Raw genomic sequence first — 20949 nt, 5'->3', positions numbered from 1 at the left:
CGTTTTTACAAATATTTTTTAAAGAAAAATTATAATGCATTCACTTTTTTAACTAAAGCCTTAGCTGTTTTTTCTAAATCATCACGAAGAGATTTAAAATGTTTTTTAGGATTTTCAAGTTTTCGTTCATTAGCTCTAGCCATAAAACCATCAAAAGATGTAATTGCTTCATCAATGATTGCTTCTCCAGATTTACCATCTTTACCTGGATTTTCTAATTCCCACATATAGACTTCTTCTATAATATCTCCTAAAACGTAGTTTATATCTTTTTTAAGGTCTCTCTTATTTGCCATATCTAATTTGTTTTGTGCAAAATTAGTGTTTTCAATTTAATAATGAAGTATGTAAAAGACGAACTCCTCCTCTAATTTTTATTTTAAGAAGGAGTTCGTTACTTGTTTACTATTTCTTTTATTTTTTCTAGTGCTTTATTTACATGTTCTGAGGCTTTCATGCTATTAAATTTTAGTTGTATAATTCCTTTTTCATCTATCACGTAGGTTTCTCTTCCTGGTAGTAATCCCAACAATTCTGATTTCACACCAAAAAGTTTTCTTAATTCACCATTAGAGTCAGACAAAAACATAAAAGGAAGTTTGTATGAGCTCTTAAATCTTGTGTGTGATTTTATACTATCGGCACTTATGCCTATCACTTCTACACCAAGATTTTCAAAATCTACATAATTATCCCTAAAGTTACAGGCTTCTTTTGTACAACCGGGAGTGAAGTTTTTAGGATAAAAATAAAGCACCAAGGGCTTTTTCCCGATAATACCAGAACTCAAAAAATGTTCTCCTTTATCATTAGTAGCGATAAATTCAGGAACCTTATCACCTACTTGTAGTCCCATGTTTTATTCTCCATTATAGATTACAAAATTGCGAGGAGTTTCGTATAAAGTAACTTCAATATCGTATTGCGAAGCTATCTTTTTACGTAATCTATGCCATATTACAAAGGCTATATTTTCTACAGTAGGATTTAAACTCTTAAACTCTTCTACTTCTTCGTTAAGATTTTTATGATCCATATAGTCCTCGACTTCGGTTTTAATGTATTCTTTTAAGATCTTAAGATCCATCAAAAAACCTGTTTCTGGATCAATCTCTCCTATTACAGCTACGATAAGTTCGTAATTATGGCCGTGATATTTCGGATTGCTACACTTGCCGAATATTTGAAGGTTTTTTTCGTCACTCCAATCCTTTCTATATAATCGATGTGCTGCATTAAAATGAGCTTTTCTACATGCTTTAATCCTCATAAGGTTATGTGCGAATAAAATTTTTCAAAAATGATTTTAAACCATTCTGTATATCGTTCGGGACGTACTACTATATCATGTTTCACAGCTTCTATAGGCATCCATTTCCAATTGACTACTTCTTCTGGGTTAATAACAGGATCTTCTTCATACTTTCCTAATAACACATGGTCATATTCATGTTCGGTAAGTCCATTATCAAAAGGAGCTTTATATATAAACGAAACAGAATCTTTTAATGAAGTGGTAAACCCCATTTCTTCTTGTAATCTTCGTATTCCTGCTTCTACATTAGTTTCTCCTTCTCTTTGGTGGCTACAGCATGTATTTGTCCATAAACCTGGTGAATGGTATTTATGATGCGCTCTTTGCTGAAGCATTAATTCGTTTTTACTATTCATAATAAATACCGAAAAGGCTCTATGCAATACAGCTTTCTGATGTGCTTCTAGTTTAGGCATCAACCCGATTTGCTCGTCATTTTCATTAACCAGAATAACTTTTTCTTCTTCTTCCATTGTTTTTAATTGCTTCAAAATTACAAAATCATAAGAGTAATTCATAATCCATATTGCCTATAGAGATTAATTTAGCAATATCTATTCTTAGTAAAAATCTTTGTCATAGAATTAAAAATACTAAAGCAAGAAACCTGCCATATCTCAAGGCTTGGTTTATATCTATTTTTGGGGTGTGCCTCTTATAGTTTTCAAAAAACAGAATTTCTGCAATAAAAAACGCCTCATGCTATTGAGGCGTTTTAATTATATGTAAAAATATATTGTACTAAAATTTATTTAATAATAATAAATTCACTTCGTCTATTTAATTGATGTTTATCTTTCTCGCAATTCGATTCATTACCGCAGTCATTAACCAATTGGGTTTCTCCATATCCTTTTCCTATTAATCGATCTGCAGATATACCATTATCGATCATATAATTTACAGTAGCTTCGGCTCTTTTTTCAGATAAATATAAGTTGTATTGATCTTCTCCATGGCTATCTGTATGCGCTCTTATTTCTAGTTTCATATTAGCGTACTGATTCATCACTTCAATTACTTTTGCCAGTTCTATTTTTGCATCAGAACGTATTGTGTATCCATTAAAATTAAAATAAATCGGTTTAAGCGCTAATATCTTTGTTAAATCGTCTCCTACATCTGCAGTTTTAATTTTCTTTTCTAGTGCAAGTGGAGTATCCATAGTTTGGGATTTATCCGACGTATTCACAAGTTTCTCCAAAGTATTGTATTCCTCTTTCTCTGCTCGCACAAAGTAGCTGGATTCACATTCTACCAGTTGTGAATAGGTAGCTTCATCACCCACAACAAAACTTTGTATTAAATCGTTATTACTATCATATAGAGAGACTTTGGTCCCTGGTAGTAATTCATTAGTATCTTTATCGCTAACCAATCCTGCAATTGTAGTCTCACAGAAATCTTTTAAATCTTCTAGTTCTACAAAGCTATAAATATCATCGCTTCCTTTTCCTCCTTCACGATTGGACGAAAAATATCCTTTCTTGATATTTTCATCAATTATAAATGCAAAATCATCTTTAGGCCCATTAATAGGCCTACCAACATTTACTACTAATTTTTCTTTATCTGTTTGCGGATTAACCTTTGTAACGTATACATCTAATCCCCCTAAGCCCATATGCCCATCAGACGAAAAATATAACTCGTTGTCTGCTCCTATAAACGGGAAGGTTTCTTTTCCTTCTGTGTTAATTCTATCTCCCAAATTTTTTGGTTCTCCAAAACTACCATCACCATTAATAGCCACTTCATATAAATCAGAGAGTCCTTTTCCTCCAGGCATATCTGATGAAAAATACAATGTTTTTTCATCACTACTTAATGTAGGGTGCGCAACAGAATACTCGTCACTATTAAATGGTAAATTTTGCGGCGTTGTCCATCCTCCTTCAGGATTTTTATAGGAACGATATATTTTTAACTTATTTGTTCCTCTTTGATCACGGCCTAGTTTTCCTTCTTCAAAATTATTTCTTGTAAAGTAAATAGTTCGTGTATCTTTTGTAAAAACAGGTGTTGATTCATGAAATTTAGAATTTATTTTTCGATCAAACCTTTTAATTTTCGAAAAATTACTATTTACCGAGTCATATGTTGCTTCAAAAAGATTTAAGAAAGCCTCTCCATTCCATTGGTGAATAGTTTTTTTAAATGTTAGCGTATCTCTAGATGAGCTAAAAACTATATTTTTTCCATAAAAAGCAGTTCCAAACTCAACAAAAGAAGAATTTACTGATGCATTTTCTATTTCAAATCTACCCGATTGAAAATCGATCCGTTTTAGATAATCAGATCCGTCTAAAAATAATTTTGCGCGTAAATCATTACCATTAGCGGCTGCAAATTTTTGCATGTATGTATCAGAATCCTCGTATCTCTCTACAGTTTTTAGTGTTTGTGCGTATCTAAAGTAGTATTCGGGTTGGACTTGATCGGGATAAGAATTTACTAATTCTTCATACCATTTTAGTGCCTCTTCAAACTGGCTATTAAAATAATAACTATCTCCCAGATTCATAAAAAGATCTGCACTCTTATATCCTTTTCTAGCTACTTTAAGATACGTTTCTTGTGCATCAATATATTGGTACTTATCGTATTGTTCTTTGGCTTTTTTGAGTTTTTTTTCCTGAGATAAAAGAGTATTGTTTCCGAAAAACAACAGCATAAAAATCAATAATGATTTAAGTAAATATTTCCCCATTTTTTTACTATTACATTTTAAAACTTAATTAAAAGAAACGCGGTGTTAGCATTCTATTATATTTTTTGAAAAGTTCGAATCGTAGCATCACTTCATAACTTCCATCATTAAATTGTGATTGTCCTAACTCTGTTGTTTCTCGATCATAAGCAAATCCAATCATCATCGAGTCTGATATCTGGAAGCCTACCATACCACTGACTGCTGCACTCCAACGATATGCTGCTCCTAAAGTTAAGCGGTTATATAACAAAAAGTTTGCAGAAACGTCTACTTGTAATGGTGCTCCAAACACTAGTTTGCTTAAAACGGCAGGTTTAAATTTTATATCATCGGTCAAATCAAAAACATGACCTGCTATTAAATAATAGTTGATACGTTCTTCTGCCAAAAAACTCACTGCTGTACTATTACTACTTGTTGTACTTTCATCAAAATGATTTGTTTCTAATAGATTAGGAGCACTTAATCCCACATAAAAACGATTGGTATGATAATAGACTCCAACGCCAACATTAGGGCTAAACTTATTATCAATATTGTTTTCAAACAAAGCATCATTACTATTAAACTGAGATAGTTTTTGAAAATCTACATTTAACAAATGACCGCCTGCTTTTAATCCAAAACTTAGTTTTCCTTCATCCGAAGTAGGAATAGAATAGGAAAAATCAATATCAAAATATGTTTCATCGGTAGGACCTATCTCATCATTAACAATAGATAGACCTAAACCAAGGCGTTCATTACCTCCTATCGGAGTATTAAGAGTAAGGGTTTGAGTACGAGGCGCACCATCTAAGCCAACCCATTGACTACGATGCAGTCCCATAATACTTAATACTCCACGACTACCAGCATAGGCAGGATTAACACTTATCGTATTGTACATGTATTGGGTATATTGGGCATCTTGTTGTGCGCAAATAGAAGTTGTAGCAAAACCTAAAACTACAAGCATAAACATTATTGACGATGTATTCATAAGTATTTAATTCGATTTAGGGAATAACAAATATATGATATTCCAGATACATTTATCTATTTATATACAAGTAACCAGCTTTGGACATGTTGATTCCACTAGCGTTTTCATATTCTAAAACATAAAAATAAGTCCCTACAGGCAATTCTTTATTCTTACCCATTGTAGCTCTTCCTTCACTAATTCCTTCAAAGAATTTAGCCCCAGATTGTTCATATCCGTTCTCTTCAAATATCTTAACTCCCCAACGATTGAATATTTGTAATGTATTATTCGGAAAATTATCTAATCCTACGATTCTAAACTGATCATTAATACCATCTCCATTCGGAGAAATCCCTGTATATACATCGATTTCATCATCAACATCAGCAATTATCACAAATCCATTATTTTCTTCTACCGTTATTCCGGTTCCTATTACATTTACTGTTGTTGGATCAGTTCCTTCGGTTTGTAAGCTTCCTAACGGAAGTGTCGTATTGTTGATATCTACTATAGTTGCTCCTACAGGAACATTTGCAATATAGTCTCCATTTACGTCTGTAGTCACAGTTTGCTCTACCCCATTAACATCGATAATATTAACATCTACTCCTTCTAAGTCTGGTTCACCAATATCTTGTGTGCTATTATCGTTTAAGTCACTATACAAATGCCCTGTTATAGTACCATTTGGTGCAGGTACTACTGTAATTGTAATAATTGCATCATCACAAACTAATGGAGTCGCGATGCTACATAGCGTATAGGTTATGATATAATCACCTGGTGGAGTATTGGATACAACTGTAACCTCGCCTGTACTTGGATCGAAACTAACACCATCTCCCGGATTGGGATCTGCGACTGTAGTTATCGTAACATCAACCCCCAATGCAACTCCATTTCCATTTAAAATATCATTATCGTTAACAACATTGATAGAATTACCACCTGTATCACTATTAATAGTCACTGTATCATCATTTGCTGTTATATTATCTGCCACTACGATTGTTACTATAGCATCATCGCAAACCAATACACCACTCTCATCATTACATACTTGATAAATAATTGTAACAGAACTTCCTGCTTCTCCTGCTATTGGGGTATATGTCATCTCTCCTGTAGATGCATCAAACGCAACTGTACCACCGGCAGAACCACCTATCTGAGTAATACTGGTTGTACCCAAATTATTGGGATCATTATTATTCAAATAATCATCATTCGCCAAAATATCAATACTTACGCTTCCTCCAACCATTGCGGCTACATTATCATCAACAGCTGTTGCTACCAAAGGATTAGGGTCACTTACATTTGGATTACCATCGCCATCGGTATCGGGGTCGGTAACTTCTAAAACCAAATCATCTACAAAATTCCATGTGTTTTGGCAAGTTCCTTTTGCTACAAATTCGAATGAAAACGAACCACTTGTTGGAGCAATAAATGTTACTACAGGTCTTTCCCAAACATTTTCTACACTTGATATCGGAACAGTAGCTACAACTGTACCATCTAACTTAATCTCTGTTTGAGGTGCACAAGGCGGTAAACCTGGCCGGCTTTCTATAAGATAATCAAACGAAAATGAATATTGTACCCCTCCTACCAAAGTAACATTTTGTTTTATCCCTTCTTGAGTAGCACCAAACATCCTAAACCCAAAATAACACCCCCCACCAGGAGAAGCTGGCCTTGGAGCATTAATAATATACCAGGTTCTTTGAGTCTCTGTAGATCTATCAGGAGTATATATTTTACCCCAACCATCAGGTGCTACATCAAACGCCCCGTTGTCTATTGTACAATCGACTCCTGCAACATCTAACCCTGGATTTGTTAACAAATTTTGAGAATAACCGTTACCAAAAGAAAATAAGATTGTAAAAAATACAATTCTAATAAGTGAAGTAAATTTTCTTTGCGGAAATAGAGTAAAAATTAACATAAGCAATATACTAACTGATTAACATTGTGTGAATTATTTTTCAAAATATATCGTAATATCAAAGCGTAATAATTTTGACTAATTAATTGATTAATGCAGCTGGACACTTTTAATCCAATATCCAAAAAATCTAAGAGGGAAAGAACTTGTATACTTTATAGGATTGTATACATAATTTTTTAAAAAAAAGTAATAATCTATTTTTTTCATTTTGACGATGTATTTGTGTTTAAAGCAAAAACTATGGGGGTAATTAGTTTCTACAAATCCTCTAATTAAAAAAACCTCACATATAGTAAGGTAAAACCGTATTTAGAAATCAACACAAATATGATAATAGATTTACGTTTTTCTTTATTTTTTTGCCAAAAAATAGTTTTTTTCGATAAAAAACGTAAAAAATCGATTAAGACAGGTATAAAAATCTATACAGAGCAAATTTCCTACGCATATACCATCAAGGTTTTATTTAGAATATTTGCCTGCTAAAAATGAATCTATTTTAATATAGAACAATATCCTTTTTACTTAATGATATCAATAAGTATTATTGTTCATTTTAGTACTATATTTGCATCCTCATTTAGATATAAGGGCAGATAATAAATATATCACCAATTATAGAGTAGTTAAAAGAATAAGCTGCAAAGGCCTGTTTTACTATGAAATTTGGTGCGATTGCGAGTGTATCTAAATATTTAGAATAATAAACAAAATCAAATGAAATTTATAGACGAAATTGGGAGAAGAAGAACCTTTGGAATCATCTCTCACCCTGATGCAGGTAAGACTACATTGACCGAAAAATTATTACTTTTTGGAGGTGCTATTCAAGAAGCAGGGGCCGTAAAATCAAACAAAGTTAAAAAAGGAGCTACTAGTGATTTTATGGAAATTGAACGTCAAAGAGGTATATCTGTCGCTACCTCTGTATTAGCTTTTGAGTACAAAGACATTAAGATTAATATTCTAGATACTCCCGGGCATAAAGATTTTGCTGAAGATACATTTAGGACCTTAACTGCTGTGGATAGTGTAATTGTCGTGATTGATGTTGCAAAAGGTGTTGAGGAACAGACTGAAAAATTAGTTTCTGTTTGTAGAATGAGAAATATCCCTATGATTGTTTTTATTAACAAACTGGATCGTGAAGGAAAAGATGCTTTTGAACTTCTGGATGAAATAGAGCAAAAACTTGGCCTTACCGTTATCCCACTAAGTTTTCCTATTGGAATGGGATATGATTTTAAAGGAATTTATAATATTTGGGAAAAAAACATCAATCTTTTTAGCGGTGATAATAGAAAAAATATTGAAGAAACCATCGAAATATCTGATTTATCGTCTCAGAATCTTAATGACATCATCGGTGATACTGCCGCAGACACATTACGTGAAGAATTAGAGTTGGTAGAAGGGATATACCCAAAATTTGAAAAAGAACAGTATCAAAATGGTGATTTACAGCCTGTGTTTTTTGGATCAGCATTAAATAATTTTGGCGTTAGAGAATTATTAGATTGTTTTGTTACTATTGCTCCTCCACCAAAACCAAAAGAAAGTGATGTACGATTGGTACATCCTGAAGAAAAAGATTTTACAGGATTTGTATTTAAAATTCATGCCAATATGGATCCCAAACATAGAGACAGACTGGCTTTTATCAAAATTGTATCAGGGACTTTCGAAAGAAACGTTCCGTATTTGCATACAAGACATAATAAAAAACTTAAATTTTCTAGCCCTAATGCTTTTTTTGCTGAAAAAAAGGAGATTGTAGATATATCATATCCTGGTGATATTGTTGGATTACATGATACCGGGAATTTTAAAATTGGGGATACTCTCACCAAAGGAGAAATTTTGCATTATAAAGGAGTGCCTAGTTTTTCTCCAGAACATTTTAGGTATATCAACAATGCAGATCCTATGAAATCTAAGCAATTAGCAAAGGGAATAGATCAATTAATGGATGAAGGAGTTGCACAGCTTTTTACATTAGAATTGAACGGAAGAAAAGTGATAGGAACCGTTGGCGCTTTACAATATGAAGTAATTCAATATAGATTAGAACATGAGTATGGTGCAAAATGCACGTATGAGAACCTTAATGTTCATAAGGCTTGCTGGGTAGAAGCTAAAGATCAGGATAATGATGAGTTTAAAGATTTTAAACGTGTAAAAAGCAAATTTCTGGCAAAAGATAAACAGGGTCAACTGGTATTTTTGGCTGATTCTTCTTTCAGCTTACAAATGACACAACAAAAATATCCATCGATCGAGTTTCACTTTACTTCAGAATTTTAATTATCTCTATAAACTATATCTAAAATTTTATTAAAAATTAAGGGCATCTAAATATAAATTAGTGTGATTGTAATTTACACTATTTTGTCATGACTAATAATGAGCATCCACCTAATAGCTTTACAGTTATATCTTTATTGGCTTTATACAGTATTCTTTTGGGTAAGTATGTAATTTTTGAACTTATTGTTTTTCTAGGAAAATCCAGAAAACTTGTCGTGTAAAAGAAATCAACAATCTCATATCCGCAATCTTTTAATGTAGCTATTGCGGTTTCTTTTGTGAAATGATGTAGATGTCCCACAGATTTTCGTAAAGACATAAGATCATTTTTCAATAGTCGGTTAACTGATATATCTAATGGGATATGAAATATCGTATTTTTTGCTTTATGCTTACATAGTTTTAAGAACCCAAGGTAATCATCAACATGTTCAAAAACATCTATCATGAGTAATAAATCGAATTTTGAGTTTATCTTTAGAAAATCTTCTGATTTAAATTCTAATCTAGATTTTTCTCTTTGTCTGGCAATATTAATAGCATCATTCGAAATATCATATCCTGTAAAATGCACATCATCGGGCATCGTCTTATGCAATTGATTTAATATCTCACCAGCACCACAACCAACTTCTGCAATAGATTTTGGATGTATTGGATTACGATCTAACATTTTAATGATCTGTTTAGCTTTCCAAGGCGAGTCTTCGGCATGCCAGGTAGGATTTTTTTTTAAATACTCACTATTTTCTTCGGTGTAAATTTTTTCAGCCATTGTATTTTTCAGTTTTTCACATAAAAGAACAAGTATTCTATTCTAAATGCATTAAGTTGTTTTTTTGTTTTGTAATTCGAAATAATGATTACAGATTTTACTATTTACTCAACTTATTTTCTCGAGAAGACACGAGCTTTTTTTAGGGGAAATTTTGATTAATTAAGGTTGTATGACATGATGTATTTACAATATGAATATAGCAAAAACTCAATTCTTATCCAATAAAGAAACTTGTTTTATACTAAGATCCTTGTCGATATACTTACTAATTTAAACATATATAAAGTAGCCTCGAATACGATAATTTGGTCGATTAAAACTATAGTTCTTCTAATACGTACAGGGCTTAGGTTATCTACTAACCATTAGGTTTAGCACTCTTTTAAAGAATCCTCTCTTTGATCTTTCTCCATAGCCATATCCGTAGCCATATCCATATCCAATTTTTCTAAAGTCTACATCATTAAACAAAACTGCTATAGAAGCAAATCGTTTTTCTTGATTTAGTGTTTTAGGAATATCCAAAAGTCTTTTATCTGAAAACTTTTGTCTTACTACATAGACACACAAATCGGCATAAGAGCTTAATAATAAAGTATCTGCTACAACAGTAATAGGAGGTGTATCTATAAGAATATAATCGTATTCTTTTTTTAAATACCCAAATAATTCTTCAATTCGTTCATGTTTTAATAATTCTGCAGGGTTTGGAGGTTTTGGCCCAGAGGTAAAAACGTCTAAGTTCTTAAAGCCTTTCATATTAGACATTATATCCTCAATCTGTATAGATTCGTCTCTAATAAAATTGGTAATTCCTTTTTTACCATCAACATCCATTCGCTCTTTTAACTCTGCAGATCTTAAATCCATTTCTAACAAAGCAACCTTATTTCCAGAACGACCAAGAGTTATCCCTAGATTACTAGCGGCAAAGGACTTTCCTTCTCCTTTAATACTAGAAGTAATTAAAATGGTTTTTCCTTTTTCTTTAGAATGCGCCAAGAGAAAGTCTAGATTGGTTTCTAATAGTCTAAATGCTTCTGCCAATATTGATCGATCTGCTTTAGGTGTTACCAGCTTTTTATCTTCTGGAGATGAAGGAATACTACCTAGTAGCGGCAATTTTAATTTCTTTTTTAGCTCTTTAATATCATTAACCTTAGTATTCATTAAATCTTTAAAGAAAACAATAACGATAGGTACAATTAGTGCCGCAAGAAAGCCTGTTAGAAATACAATATTCTTTTTTGGTCGTATGGGACTACGAGAAATATATGCTCTTTCGATAACTTTTACATTCGAAACGGTTGCGGCAAGAGAGATTGCTGTTTCTTCTCTTTTTTCTAATAAATACAAGAACAAAGTTTCTTTGATTTGTTGTTGTCGCTGTATATCTCTAAGTTTTCGTTCTTTTTCTGGTAATGATGAAATTTGGGCATTTACTATAGCATCACTGTTTTTAAGGTTATCTATTTTAAGTTGAAGCGTTTTTTTTAGGTTGATGAGACTTTGTTGTATGCTCTTTCTTAAATCAAAAAGCTTATCGTTTAAGTTTATTAAGAGTGGGTTTTCTACTCCAGAACTCTTTAGTATTCTATTTCGTTGCAATGCTATATCATTGTATCGAGAAATCAGGGTAACTGCCTTACGGTCTTCAAACCCAAGATTTACAGGAAGAAGATCATTTTTAGAATTTTCTAAATAATCCATTAAATAATCTGTTAATCCAATTTGTATTGTTGCAGCTAACTGTTCTTTTTCATTAACAAAAGACTTTTCTAGCATTATAGAAGCTTCTGAAGATAAATTTGTTAAATTATTTTCGGTTTTAAAGAATTCGACATTTTTCTCTAAGTCACCTAATTCCTGATTAATAATATGTATTCTCTCTTTTATAAAATCGGCAGTATTAGCAGAGATTTGATTTTTATCTTTTATAACATCTTTGTTATATTCTTCAATAAGACTGTTTAAAATTTCTTTAGCTCTATCTTGAGCGATTGTGGTTAGCGTTAATGTGACTACACTTGTATTTTGGTCGGTAAGACCTATTTTTATCGTCGACTTATATCTTTCTACCATATCCAGAAGCGGAGTACTATTTACATAAATATTAGTACCTATATACTCGTGAAGAATTTTAAAATCTGGTTCAACCAAAATATCTCCAAAGGGAGAACCTATGCATTTTCCGTATCCCCCTTTTAGAATGAAATTTTCGTTAGTATCTTTTATAGCAAACTGCGCATTAGGCAGAATCGTGATAATAAAATTTAATCCCTGATCATAATAAGAATCTTCAAGGAACTTAACTTTAACAGGTGAGTTTTTAGTAAGTTCTACAAATCGTTTAGAGTATTTAGTTTTACTAAAATATTGAACATTTAGGTGTAGTTTTCTAACAACATTTTCGAGTAAGGGTCGTGATTTAAGTATTTCTATCTCATTTTCTACTTCTCGTTTAGCGTTTTTAAAAATAGAGAGGTCTTCAAAAGCAGAAAGTTCAGACATTGCTCCATTATTCTCTGATTTAATTAATATAGTAGATGTAGCTCGATACATCTTAGGAGTATATCTTAAATAGAAAAAACCTATCACAAAACAAATTACAAGAGAAACAATAAATAACCTCCAATGGGCTATATATCTTTCTAGTAATTCTTTGATGAATAGATTTTCAGAATCATCATCGATCTCATAATTCATTTTATGAATTCTTTCGGTTTAAAGAGAATTAACTATTGTAAATTTAACTATTATATATGAACTATCACGAAAGAATTTCAAATTCTATGAGGTACTTGAAGCTGAATATTCTATAAGGCCAAGGAAACTAAAACCAATAATTTTAAAAACTTCTTTTTCCTTTTACCACGATGTTTTTAATGATTTTAAATAAATAATTAATATCTGTTAAAATTGGGTTTCTCTCATATGCTGTTAAATATTTCATTTCAGACGCTATAATTTCTTCTAGTGTCTCTGGCATATCAGCATAAAATGGAGGGATGAGTCCTGGTTTAAATTTAATTCTTTTCTCCTGTAGTTCTCTGGTGTATAAACTAAAGTAATGACTGCTAAGAGGCCGCCCTCCTATAAGTTTCATATCCCCCTTTAAAAAATTAAGAACCATAGGTAATTCGTCTATCCAATATTTTCTAAGTAATTTACCTGTATTAGATATTCTAAAATCGTTTTTTAATTTCCCTCCTTTTTTCAGGTTGTTCTTTTGAAAAACATAATGTTGCAGATACTCAGAGTACGGATGCATGGTTCGTAACTTATATACATTAATTAATTTTCCATTTTTGCCAACCCGTTTCAGGCTAATTAAAGGGCCATATGTAGGATTCATATCATACAGAGGAAGTTTTGTTTTTTTCGCTACAAAATATAATTTATTATCAATTACTTTTTCCTCTATTATATCAAAACCACAACTATATAATCTTCCTAACACTTCGGCCTTTGTTAATACTCTACCGTACCCCTTTGTAATATTAAAATATATTTTCTTGGACCACCTTAGCTTTGGACTAACTCTATGAAAGATAAAATCACCTAAATAGTATAGGTAATTTAAAGGTTTAGGAAATTTTTTAAGTATTTTTTCTTTACGGGTTTCATAAGTTTCTATCGTATTAATAAACAATCCTCCTTCTGGTAATTTATGATTTACCATTTCAAGAAATTTATTAATTCGTCTGTAGTGGTTAACTTCTTGTAGATTTACAATCGCCCGAAATGATTCTTTTTGATATGTTTCAATATTACTTTTATCTCTGGTATCACAAAGCAACACATCAAACAATCTAAATTCTCGCAGATGATTACTTATAAAATCACAAGCATCATTACCCAATTTTCTGGTAATTATTTTTTCGATTGCAACCTTACTTTTACCCCTTAACGCATAAGGTTTAGTGCCAGAAGAAATAGAATCAGTAAGGTCTTTATTCTTCTTATCTAAAATAGCATAAGTTTCAGCACTAATAGTTCTGATAATCATACTTCAATACTAGATTTAAAAGATGAAGATAAAGTGAAAAATAAACGATCCAATGAGTCGAGGAAAAGTGAATTTGTCCTCAAAAAACTATGTTTTAGTAGCATAGGTATTTAGATTTGGTTAACAGTTTAAAGATACTACAAGAAGAGTAAAATCGGTAACGGGTTTACCGCAAAATAGTTATGTAAACATCCTGTTTTGCATGATTTTACAGGTAAAAACCAAGAAAAATAATGGTTTTTAACAGGAAGAAAAGTTAATCTTAACAAAAAAACTTACATTTTTTGTTAAATAGTTAACCAAACATCGATAAAATAATACAAAAAAAAGATGAAATAACTTTACACAACAATCATGTTGTTGATTTTGAGTTAAAAAAGAGTAATTCCATCTAGTTAAAAACATATAATAGTATCGTTTAGTTAAAAGAAAATGGTATGTAATTGATATTGTTTTTAAATGTTATTTTTAGATGCTTTTTAATGCTCTGCTAGATTTTAATTTTTGAATCATTTTTTTTGTGTGAATTGATCTACCTTTTTGATTTAGATGATAAACACTGTCATAAAAATATGAGGTTGGATATACAAAATCATCAATATCCATTATCATTTCTATGTTTAGATTTTGTTTCATTTTTTTATGTGTTTTTTTAAGAGTATTCATGTTTTTTTCATACTCTGATGCTTCATATGCTCCGTAAGAAAAAACAACTTCTATTCCTTTTTCTTTAGCGAAAGAATAAAAGTCATTTAGTACTCTAATTTCTTCATCTTTATTATCTTTTATAATCGACTTACTCCCTAGTTTATCTTTTTGTATTAATCCCAAATGATTTACCCCATCTCCATATTTATTTAGGCCGTTTCTAGTATAAACAGGATCATTTTTAGCTTTTTCGATGGTATTCGAAATTATTTTTTTAAACAGCATATGGTGATTATCAAGTTTCATTTTAACTTGAGTACTCCAGTTGTTATCTTTTTGATGGTAATATTTGTATGCAAATGGATTATAGTACGAAGTCATCGTTTGTAATTCTCGATCTCCTTCTACAGTCATTAAATGTTCTATAGATAAAATGATGATATCTTTAGGCTTTGCAACATCTTTTAATTCATTTAAAATAAACGCTAATCCTAGTTTAGCATGCAAGCCTAAATTAATTACAGGAATATTAAATTCGTTTTCTATTTGTTGACTATCTATTCCAAATACTAGATTAGAGCCTCCTGCCAGTATCATTTTTTGTTTCTTTATATCTTTTATTCTTTGATGTTTATCTGTCATCGAAGCCAAGTACTCTGTTGTATTCTCATGGCTTTCTTCAAGCAAAAACAAAGTGCAAGCTAATAGTACAATTAGACCAAAAAACAGATAACTTTTTATGATAAACTTTTTCATGTTAAAATTGAAAATAGATGAATTGTTGTACTTTTCCTGAGTAATAAAATATCATTCCAATTAGCATAAGATAACTTGCCCACCTAACAGGAACAGGGAACCTATAATTAATATTTTCTATTGCAAATTCGTTTTTACGACCTAACCACTCCAGCCCCATAAACATGACAATAAGCAACACTACTTTTTTAGGGAATATTTCTGGGTATTTAAACAATGACGAAGAAAAAATTTCATTTATATAACTAAAGGCATGCGTTACGCTTTCTGCTCTAAAAAAAATCCAGGCAAAAACAGTAAGTCCAAAAGTGATAAGGATGCTTATTAATTCACGAAACGAAGGAAAAACACTATTTGAAGCTACAACATTAAGATTTGAACGGTTCTTGTTCAATAAAAGAAGTGGAAGGAAATATATAGCATTTAATCCTCCCCAAATAATGAATGTCCAATTGGCACCATGCCAAAATCCACTAACAAGAAAAATTATAAACGTGTTTCTTATTTTCATCCAACTTCCTCCTCTACTTCCTCCTAACGGGATGTACAGATAATCTCTAAACCAGGTAGACAATGAAATATGCCATCGTCTCCAAAACTCGGCAATATCTCTCGAAAAATAAGGATACGCAAAGTTACGGTTAAGGTTAAACCCAAATAACCGAGAAGTACCAATAGCAATATCTGAGTATCCAGAAAAATCTCCGTAAATCTGAAATGTGAAAAATAAAGCTCCCATGACTAAGGTACTACCCGAAAACATTTCTGAATCGTTAAATATTGTATTCGCATATCCCGCGCAAGTATCGGCAATAACAACCTTTTTAAATAGCCCCCATAAAATCTGTCGTAAACCATCGGTAGCTTTATCATAGTTAAAGCTTCTCTTTTCATAAAATTGTGGTAAGAGATTAGTAGCTCTTTCTATTGGCCCCGCAACCAGCTGAGGAAAAAAAGCAACAAAAGCAGAAAATGCAATAAAAGATTTTGTAGGCTCTAATTTGTGTTTATACACATCGATGGTATAGCTTAGAGTTTGAAAAGTATAAAAACTAATTCCGACTGGAAGAATAATATGAAGTGAATTGCCTTTAATTTCGACTCCCAAAAAAGTAAAGGCTGTGACAAAGTTATCCAGGAAAAAATTATAATATTTAAAAAAACCTAAAAACCCAAGATTGACTAAAATACTTGTCCATAATAACAGTTTTCGTTTAGACGTTTCTTTGTATTTTTTTAAACCCAATCCAACAGAATAATCAACAATGCTACTAAAAAAAATTAAAGATAAAAACCTCCAATCCCACCAGCCATAAAAAACATAACTTGCAATAACAATAAGAAAGTTCTGTATTCTTAAATTTTTATTGAATACAAACCAGTACAAGACAAATACGATGGGTATAAACAATGCAAAATCGATTGAATTAAAAATCATAGGTTATTTTTTACATAAAAATGCTTCTTAACTACGTTTTTTACATTTTGTAACACTAATTCCTTGCTCCATTTTATGATACTATCATTCCATCGTTGAGGGTGAAATGTAAACATAACCTGGTTGGGAAATGCTGCATTTTTTAATGCTTCAACAATTTCGGGAGTGCTATGAAAAGTCTTGGTAAATCTAGTATTTACTCTATCTCTTACACTGGTTTTATGTCCATCCCATTTTCTTCCGGTGTCTGTTAAGTAATACACTTTATTATAATCTATATCAAAATAAGGTTCTCCAACAATACCAAAATCCTGATACCGGTATGTTTTCCACAGGTCTTTAGAATCATATTTAGACAATGGCGAACCATGCATACAAATAGTAGATACGGGCGCAAGTTCTCTTAGTGCAAAAAGATTATTTCTAAAATCCTGAATTCCTGCCTCTAAGTCACCTTTTGTAGTTGTTAAGCATTCATAGTGATATCCTATTTCATGACCGAGTTCTGCAATTTTAAGGATTATTTTTTCATTCCAGCTTTCTGGAACGGCTCTAAAATAATAAGTTCCCCTAATTCCTTTTGAAGCCTGAAGCTTTGCAAAACCTAATGAATTCTTTGGTAATAAATCTACATCATGCCTTAGAACAATGCTTTTTTTTCCTGGTTTTGCTATGAATTCTGCAAAAGTTTGAAATTGATAGCCGTTGTTCATTAATGCTCGTAACAATTCTCTATATCGCTGTACGGTAAAATCTATCATTTATATTCAAGTTGTATTTTTGGATTGTCTATTATAGCTTTTTTGCTTTGAGGATAATTTTCTACAAACCATACCATAAAGGAGGTTACATCAATTTTATCTTGTAATAATTTCTCTAGTCTTTTTTTAAAAACTTCTTTCAAATCAGGGATTTCATCAAGTTCTTTAATTTTAGACAGTACACCTTCTCCATTTTTAAAACTAAACAGTAATCCATATTTTTCTTGTTCCTTAATGGTTCCTGCCATGATGCTATTTATATATAATGCAGGTGTACCAAGTACGGCAGATTCTGAGGCCATTGTTGCTCCTTCTCCAATAAACATACAAGCATATGCCAAAACATTATGCATTTCTTCTGGTGGTATCCTTATTTGATATTTTTTGAACTCATCTGGTAATTTTCCTTCAGAGGAGATAAAAACGGTGTATTTCTTTTCTAAGTAATCTATTAGTTCTCGTTTTTCTTGTATAGATAATCCAGATTGATTTACATCATGACTTGCATTCCAGGATACAAATCTGAGTATTACATATTTAGTATCAGGGTTAATTTTTAGAATATCATAAATACCTGGATCCGCAACAAATCTATTAGGGTGCAGGTAGGCTAATTCATGGTATCCATTATACCATATTTGTCTATCTCCCAAATCTTTATGAAATGCATTAGATGTTAAAACACTATTTGTAAAAGGTAAATATAAACGTACTTGTTCCATATTTCCTGTATCCTCCATCGATATATGTGGTTTTCCTAATATAGCCGATGCATGAGCCGCATAAGGAGAGCCATGACTCATCAAAATATCAGGGCGAAACTTCAACCCATGAAGAATTTCCATAATATCGAACTTTACTAAGCCAAATATTTTTCCAATAGTGGTATTGTATTTTTTGCCAAATGAAATAAAGCGTAGCCCTGCAGCTTTCAATAGCTCGATCTCAAATTCTTTTTCACGGCATGTAAAAAGAAAATCATGTCCTTTTTTTTGCATCTCTAATGCAAAATTTTTAAACAAATGAACATGACCTGGATGCCCAATATCGATAAGGATCTTCATATATCTAGTTTTTATTTTTTATCAGCTGTTTTTCAATATTTTAACTGCTTTTTTACCCAGGCTATACAAAAATGGATTAGCTACATAAATAAACCTGCCATGCTCTACTAAATCTCCTCCAAATTTTGATTTAAACTCTCTTACTCCATAATCTTCTTCGGGTTTTCCTGCTCCCATAAAATCAAATCTCCCTATGTTATTTTTACATGCATATAGCATAGCCGACCACGTAGCGAGAATGCTGGGATATATATTCTTATATGCTCTATCTTTACCACATACATACCATTCATAAATTGCTTTATCTCTAAAAATTGGAAAAACAATGCCTCCAACAACTTCATCTTTATAAAAAACCAAAAGAAATTTTGCTACTCTCTGGCTCCACAAAGTGATAAAGAAATATAATTTTGGAAGTGGTGTTTTTACTTTTGTTTTATATAGATCATTAAGAATTTCATAGTATGCCTCTATTTCTGATTGATGTTTAGCTTCTCGTACTACTGCACCTTCTTTTAAACTTTTTTTAACTTGCCTTAGTTTACTACTGCTAATTCTTTGCTTTACTTTTTCTTCTGTATCGCATGCAACATGAAAATTTAAATGAGGATGATACTCAAAACCTATTGTATTAAGAGCATTTTTATATTGGTTATAATCATTAAGGTTACGAGTTTCGATATAAATTACTTTATGTTTTAAATGTTTAATCACCGTTTTAAACAATTCTACAACATGATCTTCTTCTACTTCTTTAGAAAAAACGGGGCCTCCAAAAATGGTTGCTCTACGGGTAAAAGAGGATTTAATTCCATTTTCTTTTTGAACGATTCCAGAAACAAATGCAGTAATTTTTTTGTCATACTCTATGGCAAAAGCAAAAGTCTCATATCCAGCAGTGATAAAAAAGGAAAGCGCTTCTGGTGTTTGAAAAAAACTTGCAGAATCGTTTTCTAAAAGCACTTCTAATTCCTCTGGGTTTATCCCACTGGTACTTGTATGTATGGTAAGTGTTTTAGTCATTATAAAGTTTCTTTATAAATGGATATTAGTTTAGGAGCGATAACTTCAGAATCCAGGTGAGAAATACGTATTCTACCTTCTGTCTTTTTTGGATATTCTAATGCTTTATCAATTTTATTAGCTATATCGGTTTTATTAAAACCCGTAACAAAGCATCCTGGCGTATTTCTAATAGTCTCTTTTATATCTCCTACATTAACAGCTACAATTTTACAATTACAGGCCATAGCTTCTTTAATTACATTGGGAGATCCCTCCCAAAAACTTGTAAGAATAATTACATCTGCAGCATTAAAATATGCAGGCATTTGTGTATTAGGAATATCTATAAGTGATTGCAATTCTATATCCTTATGATCAAGTAATTCAAAAGCATTTTTTGCCAACTGATAGTTTTTTACTTTTCTTTTGGGATTTGCTGCAAAAAGGATGTGTCGTTTATTGGGGTCCCATTGTGTAATTTCTATGGCTTCCTTTTTAGAAAACGGTCTGAATTTTTTAAAATCTACCCCATTAGGTAAAACATTTACCGTTTTAATACCAGAAGACGTTTTCATATCCAGAGATTTTACGATAATCTTATTCCAGAAAAAGAAATTGAATATTCTGATCATATATTTTAGTAAGAAAGAAGTTTTTACATCACTCCCCATTAGAGAGACTATTAATGGTTTTCCTCCTGCCAAAGCTGCAACTATGGCACTAAGTGAGTAATGAGCATGAATAATGTCATAAGAATGGTGTTTCAGAAATTTTCTTAGTATAAAAATATGTTTTAGATATCCACTAAACCCTTTACCTTTGATTGTAAAGAAAGAAACATCATGCCCTAGCTTAATCAGAGAATTACCTTGATTAAAAACAATAGGAGATATTCCATTCTTTGTATTTCCGCTACTTACAAAAAGTACATCCATTTTCATTAAAAGGATTATTGTTTAATGATTAGCTGTGATATATAGGTTCTGTTTTTTTTACATTCTTTTTTTCTAAATATTGCACGATACTATCAGCATATACTTTCTCTACCTCTAGTTTTTTGGTTACAAATTCCCAGTCATCATTTTTATGAGTAAAATACCCTTCAGAATAAGGAATCCCAGCTGTGCCAAAATACAGGGATTGAAACTCAATCAGATAAAATTCGTTCCCATCAAATACGATATCAATCGAGATATGAGGGACATTCATTTTTATATAGATTTCTTGC

Annotated in this window: 18 protein-coding genes; 1 reads left to right on the top strand and 17 read right to left on the bottom strand. The window is 31.6% G+C overall.

The features are described 5' to 3' along the window. Window positions 1–29: 29 nt before the first annotated feature. The 7 genes from NNH57_RS00090 to NNH57_RS00060 all read right to left on the bottom strand — a co-directional run bounded on the left by NNH57_RS00090 (window position 30) and on the right by NNH57_RS00060 (window position 6850). Window positions 30–296, bottom strand: coding sequence for a hypothetical protein (locus NNH57_RS00090; RefSeq protein ID WP_074408205.1), 267 nt, complete (start codon window positions 294–296; stop codon window positions 30–32). Window positions 297–394: 98 nt separating this feature from the next. Beyond that, the gene (locus NNH57_RS00085) at window positions 395–856 is read right to left on the bottom strand and encodes a peroxiredoxin (RefSeq protein ID WP_074408206.1); all 462 of its coding nucleotides are present in this window, start codon (window positions 854–856) and stop codon (window positions 395–397) included. A gap of 3 nt (window positions 857–859) precedes the next feature. Beyond that, on the bottom strand, window positions 860–1270 hold the full coding sequence (locus NNH57_RS00080; protein ID WP_074408207.1) for a 6-pyruvoyl trahydropterin synthase family protein: 411 nt from the start codon (window positions 1268–1270) through the stop codon (window positions 860–862). Then, the gene (gene idi / locus NNH57_RS00075) at window positions 1267–1788 is read right to left on the bottom strand and encodes an isopentenyl-diphosphate Delta-isomerase (protein WP_074408585.1); all 522 of its coding nucleotides are present in this window, start codon (window positions 1786–1788) and stop codon (window positions 1267–1269) included. Before idi ends, NNH57_RS00080 begins: the two co-directional genes overlap by 4 nt. Window positions 1789–2063: 275 nt before the next feature. Further along, on the bottom strand, window positions 2064–4025 hold the full coding sequence (locus NNH57_RS00070) for an OmpA family protein (RefSeq protein ID WP_108808449.1): 1962 nt from the start codon (window positions 4023–4025) through the stop codon (window positions 2064–2066). Between the two features lie 28 nt (window positions 4026–4053). Then, a complete protein-coding gene (locus NNH57_RS00065; protein ID WP_074408209.1) occupies window positions 4054–5010 on the bottom strand; it encodes a PorP/SprF family type IX secretion system membrane protein in 957 nt (318 codons plus the stop codon). 52 nt (window positions 5011–5062) lie between these two features. Next, window positions 5063–6850: a T9SS type B sorting domain-containing protein gene (locus NNH57_RS00060; RefSeq protein WP_254504065.1), complete on the bottom strand. Its 1788-nt coding sequence runs from the start codon at window positions 6848–6850 to the stop codon at window positions 5063–5065. A gap of 822 nt (window positions 6851–7672) precedes the next feature. On the opposite strand from NNH57_RS00060, the gene NNH57_RS00055 reads away from it, so the two are divergent. After that, complete coding sequence (locus NNH57_RS00055; protein WP_108808448.1) at window positions 7673–9259, top strand: peptide chain release factor 3; 1587 nt, start codon at window positions 7673–7675, stop codon at window positions 9257–9259. A gap of 79 nt (window positions 9260–9338) precedes the next feature. On the opposite strand, the gene NNH57_RS00050 is transcribed toward NNH57_RS00055, so the two are convergent. From NNH57_RS00050 to NNH57_RS00005, 10 genes are all read right to left on the bottom strand, one after another. Next, window positions 9339–10037 (bottom strand): class I SAM-dependent methyltransferase, encoded by a 699-nt coding sequence (locus NNH57_RS00050; protein ID WP_108808447.1) that lies wholly within the window; start codon window positions 10035–10037, stop codon window positions 9339–9341. A 354-nt stretch (window positions 10038–10391) separates the two neighbouring features. Then, window positions 10392–12746 (bottom strand): GumC family protein, encoded by a 2355-nt coding sequence (locus NNH57_RS00045; RefSeq protein WP_108808446.1) that lies wholly within the window; start codon window positions 12744–12746, stop codon window positions 10392–10394. A 142-nt stretch (window positions 12747–12888) separates the two neighbouring features. Beyond that, window positions 12889–14049, bottom strand: coding sequence for a sugar transferase (locus tag NNH57_RS00040; RefSeq protein WP_108808445.1), 1161 nt, complete (start codon window positions 14047–14049; stop codon window positions 12889–12891). Between the two features lie 468 nt (window positions 14050–14517). Beyond that, complete coding sequence (locus NNH57_RS00035; protein WP_108808444.1) at window positions 14518–15453, bottom strand: hypothetical protein; 936 nt, start codon at window positions 15451–15453, stop codon at window positions 14518–14520. Between the two features lies 1 nt (window position 15454). Beyond that, the gene (locus tag NNH57_RS00030; protein WP_074408216.1) at window positions 15455–16891 is read right to left on the bottom strand and encodes an MBOAT family O-acyltransferase; all 1437 of its coding nucleotides are present in this window, start codon (window positions 16889–16891) and stop codon (window positions 15455–15457) included. Beyond that, the gene (locus NNH57_RS00025) at window positions 16888–17652 is read right to left on the bottom strand and encodes a polysaccharide deacetylase family protein (protein ID WP_199915428.1); all 765 of its coding nucleotides are present in this window, start codon (window positions 17650–17652) and stop codon (window positions 16888–16890) included. The genes NNH57_RS00030 and NNH57_RS00025 overlap by 4 nt, the downstream gene beginning before the upstream one ends. Next, complete coding sequence (locus tag NNH57_RS00020; RefSeq protein WP_108808443.1) at window positions 17649–18716, bottom strand: DUF354 domain-containing protein; 1068 nt, start codon at window positions 18714–18716, stop codon at window positions 17649–17651. Before NNH57_RS00020 ends, NNH57_RS00025 begins: the two co-directional genes overlap by 4 nt. A gap of 21 nt (window positions 18717–18737) precedes the next feature. Next, the gene (locus NNH57_RS00015; RefSeq protein WP_074408219.1) at window positions 18738–19739 is read right to left on the bottom strand and encodes a lipid II:glycine glycyltransferase FemX; all 1002 of its coding nucleotides are present in this window, start codon (window positions 19737–19739) and stop codon (window positions 18738–18740) included. Beyond that, complete coding sequence (locus NNH57_RS00010; RefSeq protein ID WP_074408220.1) at window positions 19739–20662, bottom strand: glycosyltransferase family 4 protein; 924 nt, start codon at window positions 20660–20662, stop codon at window positions 19739–19741. Before NNH57_RS00010 ends, NNH57_RS00015 begins: the two co-directional genes overlap by 1 nt. Window positions 20663–20684: 22 nt before the next feature. Continuing rightward, the coding region (locus NNH57_RS00005) for a hypothetical protein (RefSeq protein WP_254504063.1) at window positions 20685–20949 on the bottom strand (265 nt) is incomplete at its 5' end.

The organism is Aquimarina spinulae, assembly GCF_943373825.1.
GTDB lineage: Bacteria > Bacteroidota > Bacteroidia > Flavobacteriales > Flavobacteriaceae > Aquimarina > Aquimarina spinulae.
The sequence above is the reverse complement of the archived record's forward strand: the minus strand, read 5'-3'. Positions and strand labels throughout refer to the sequence as shown.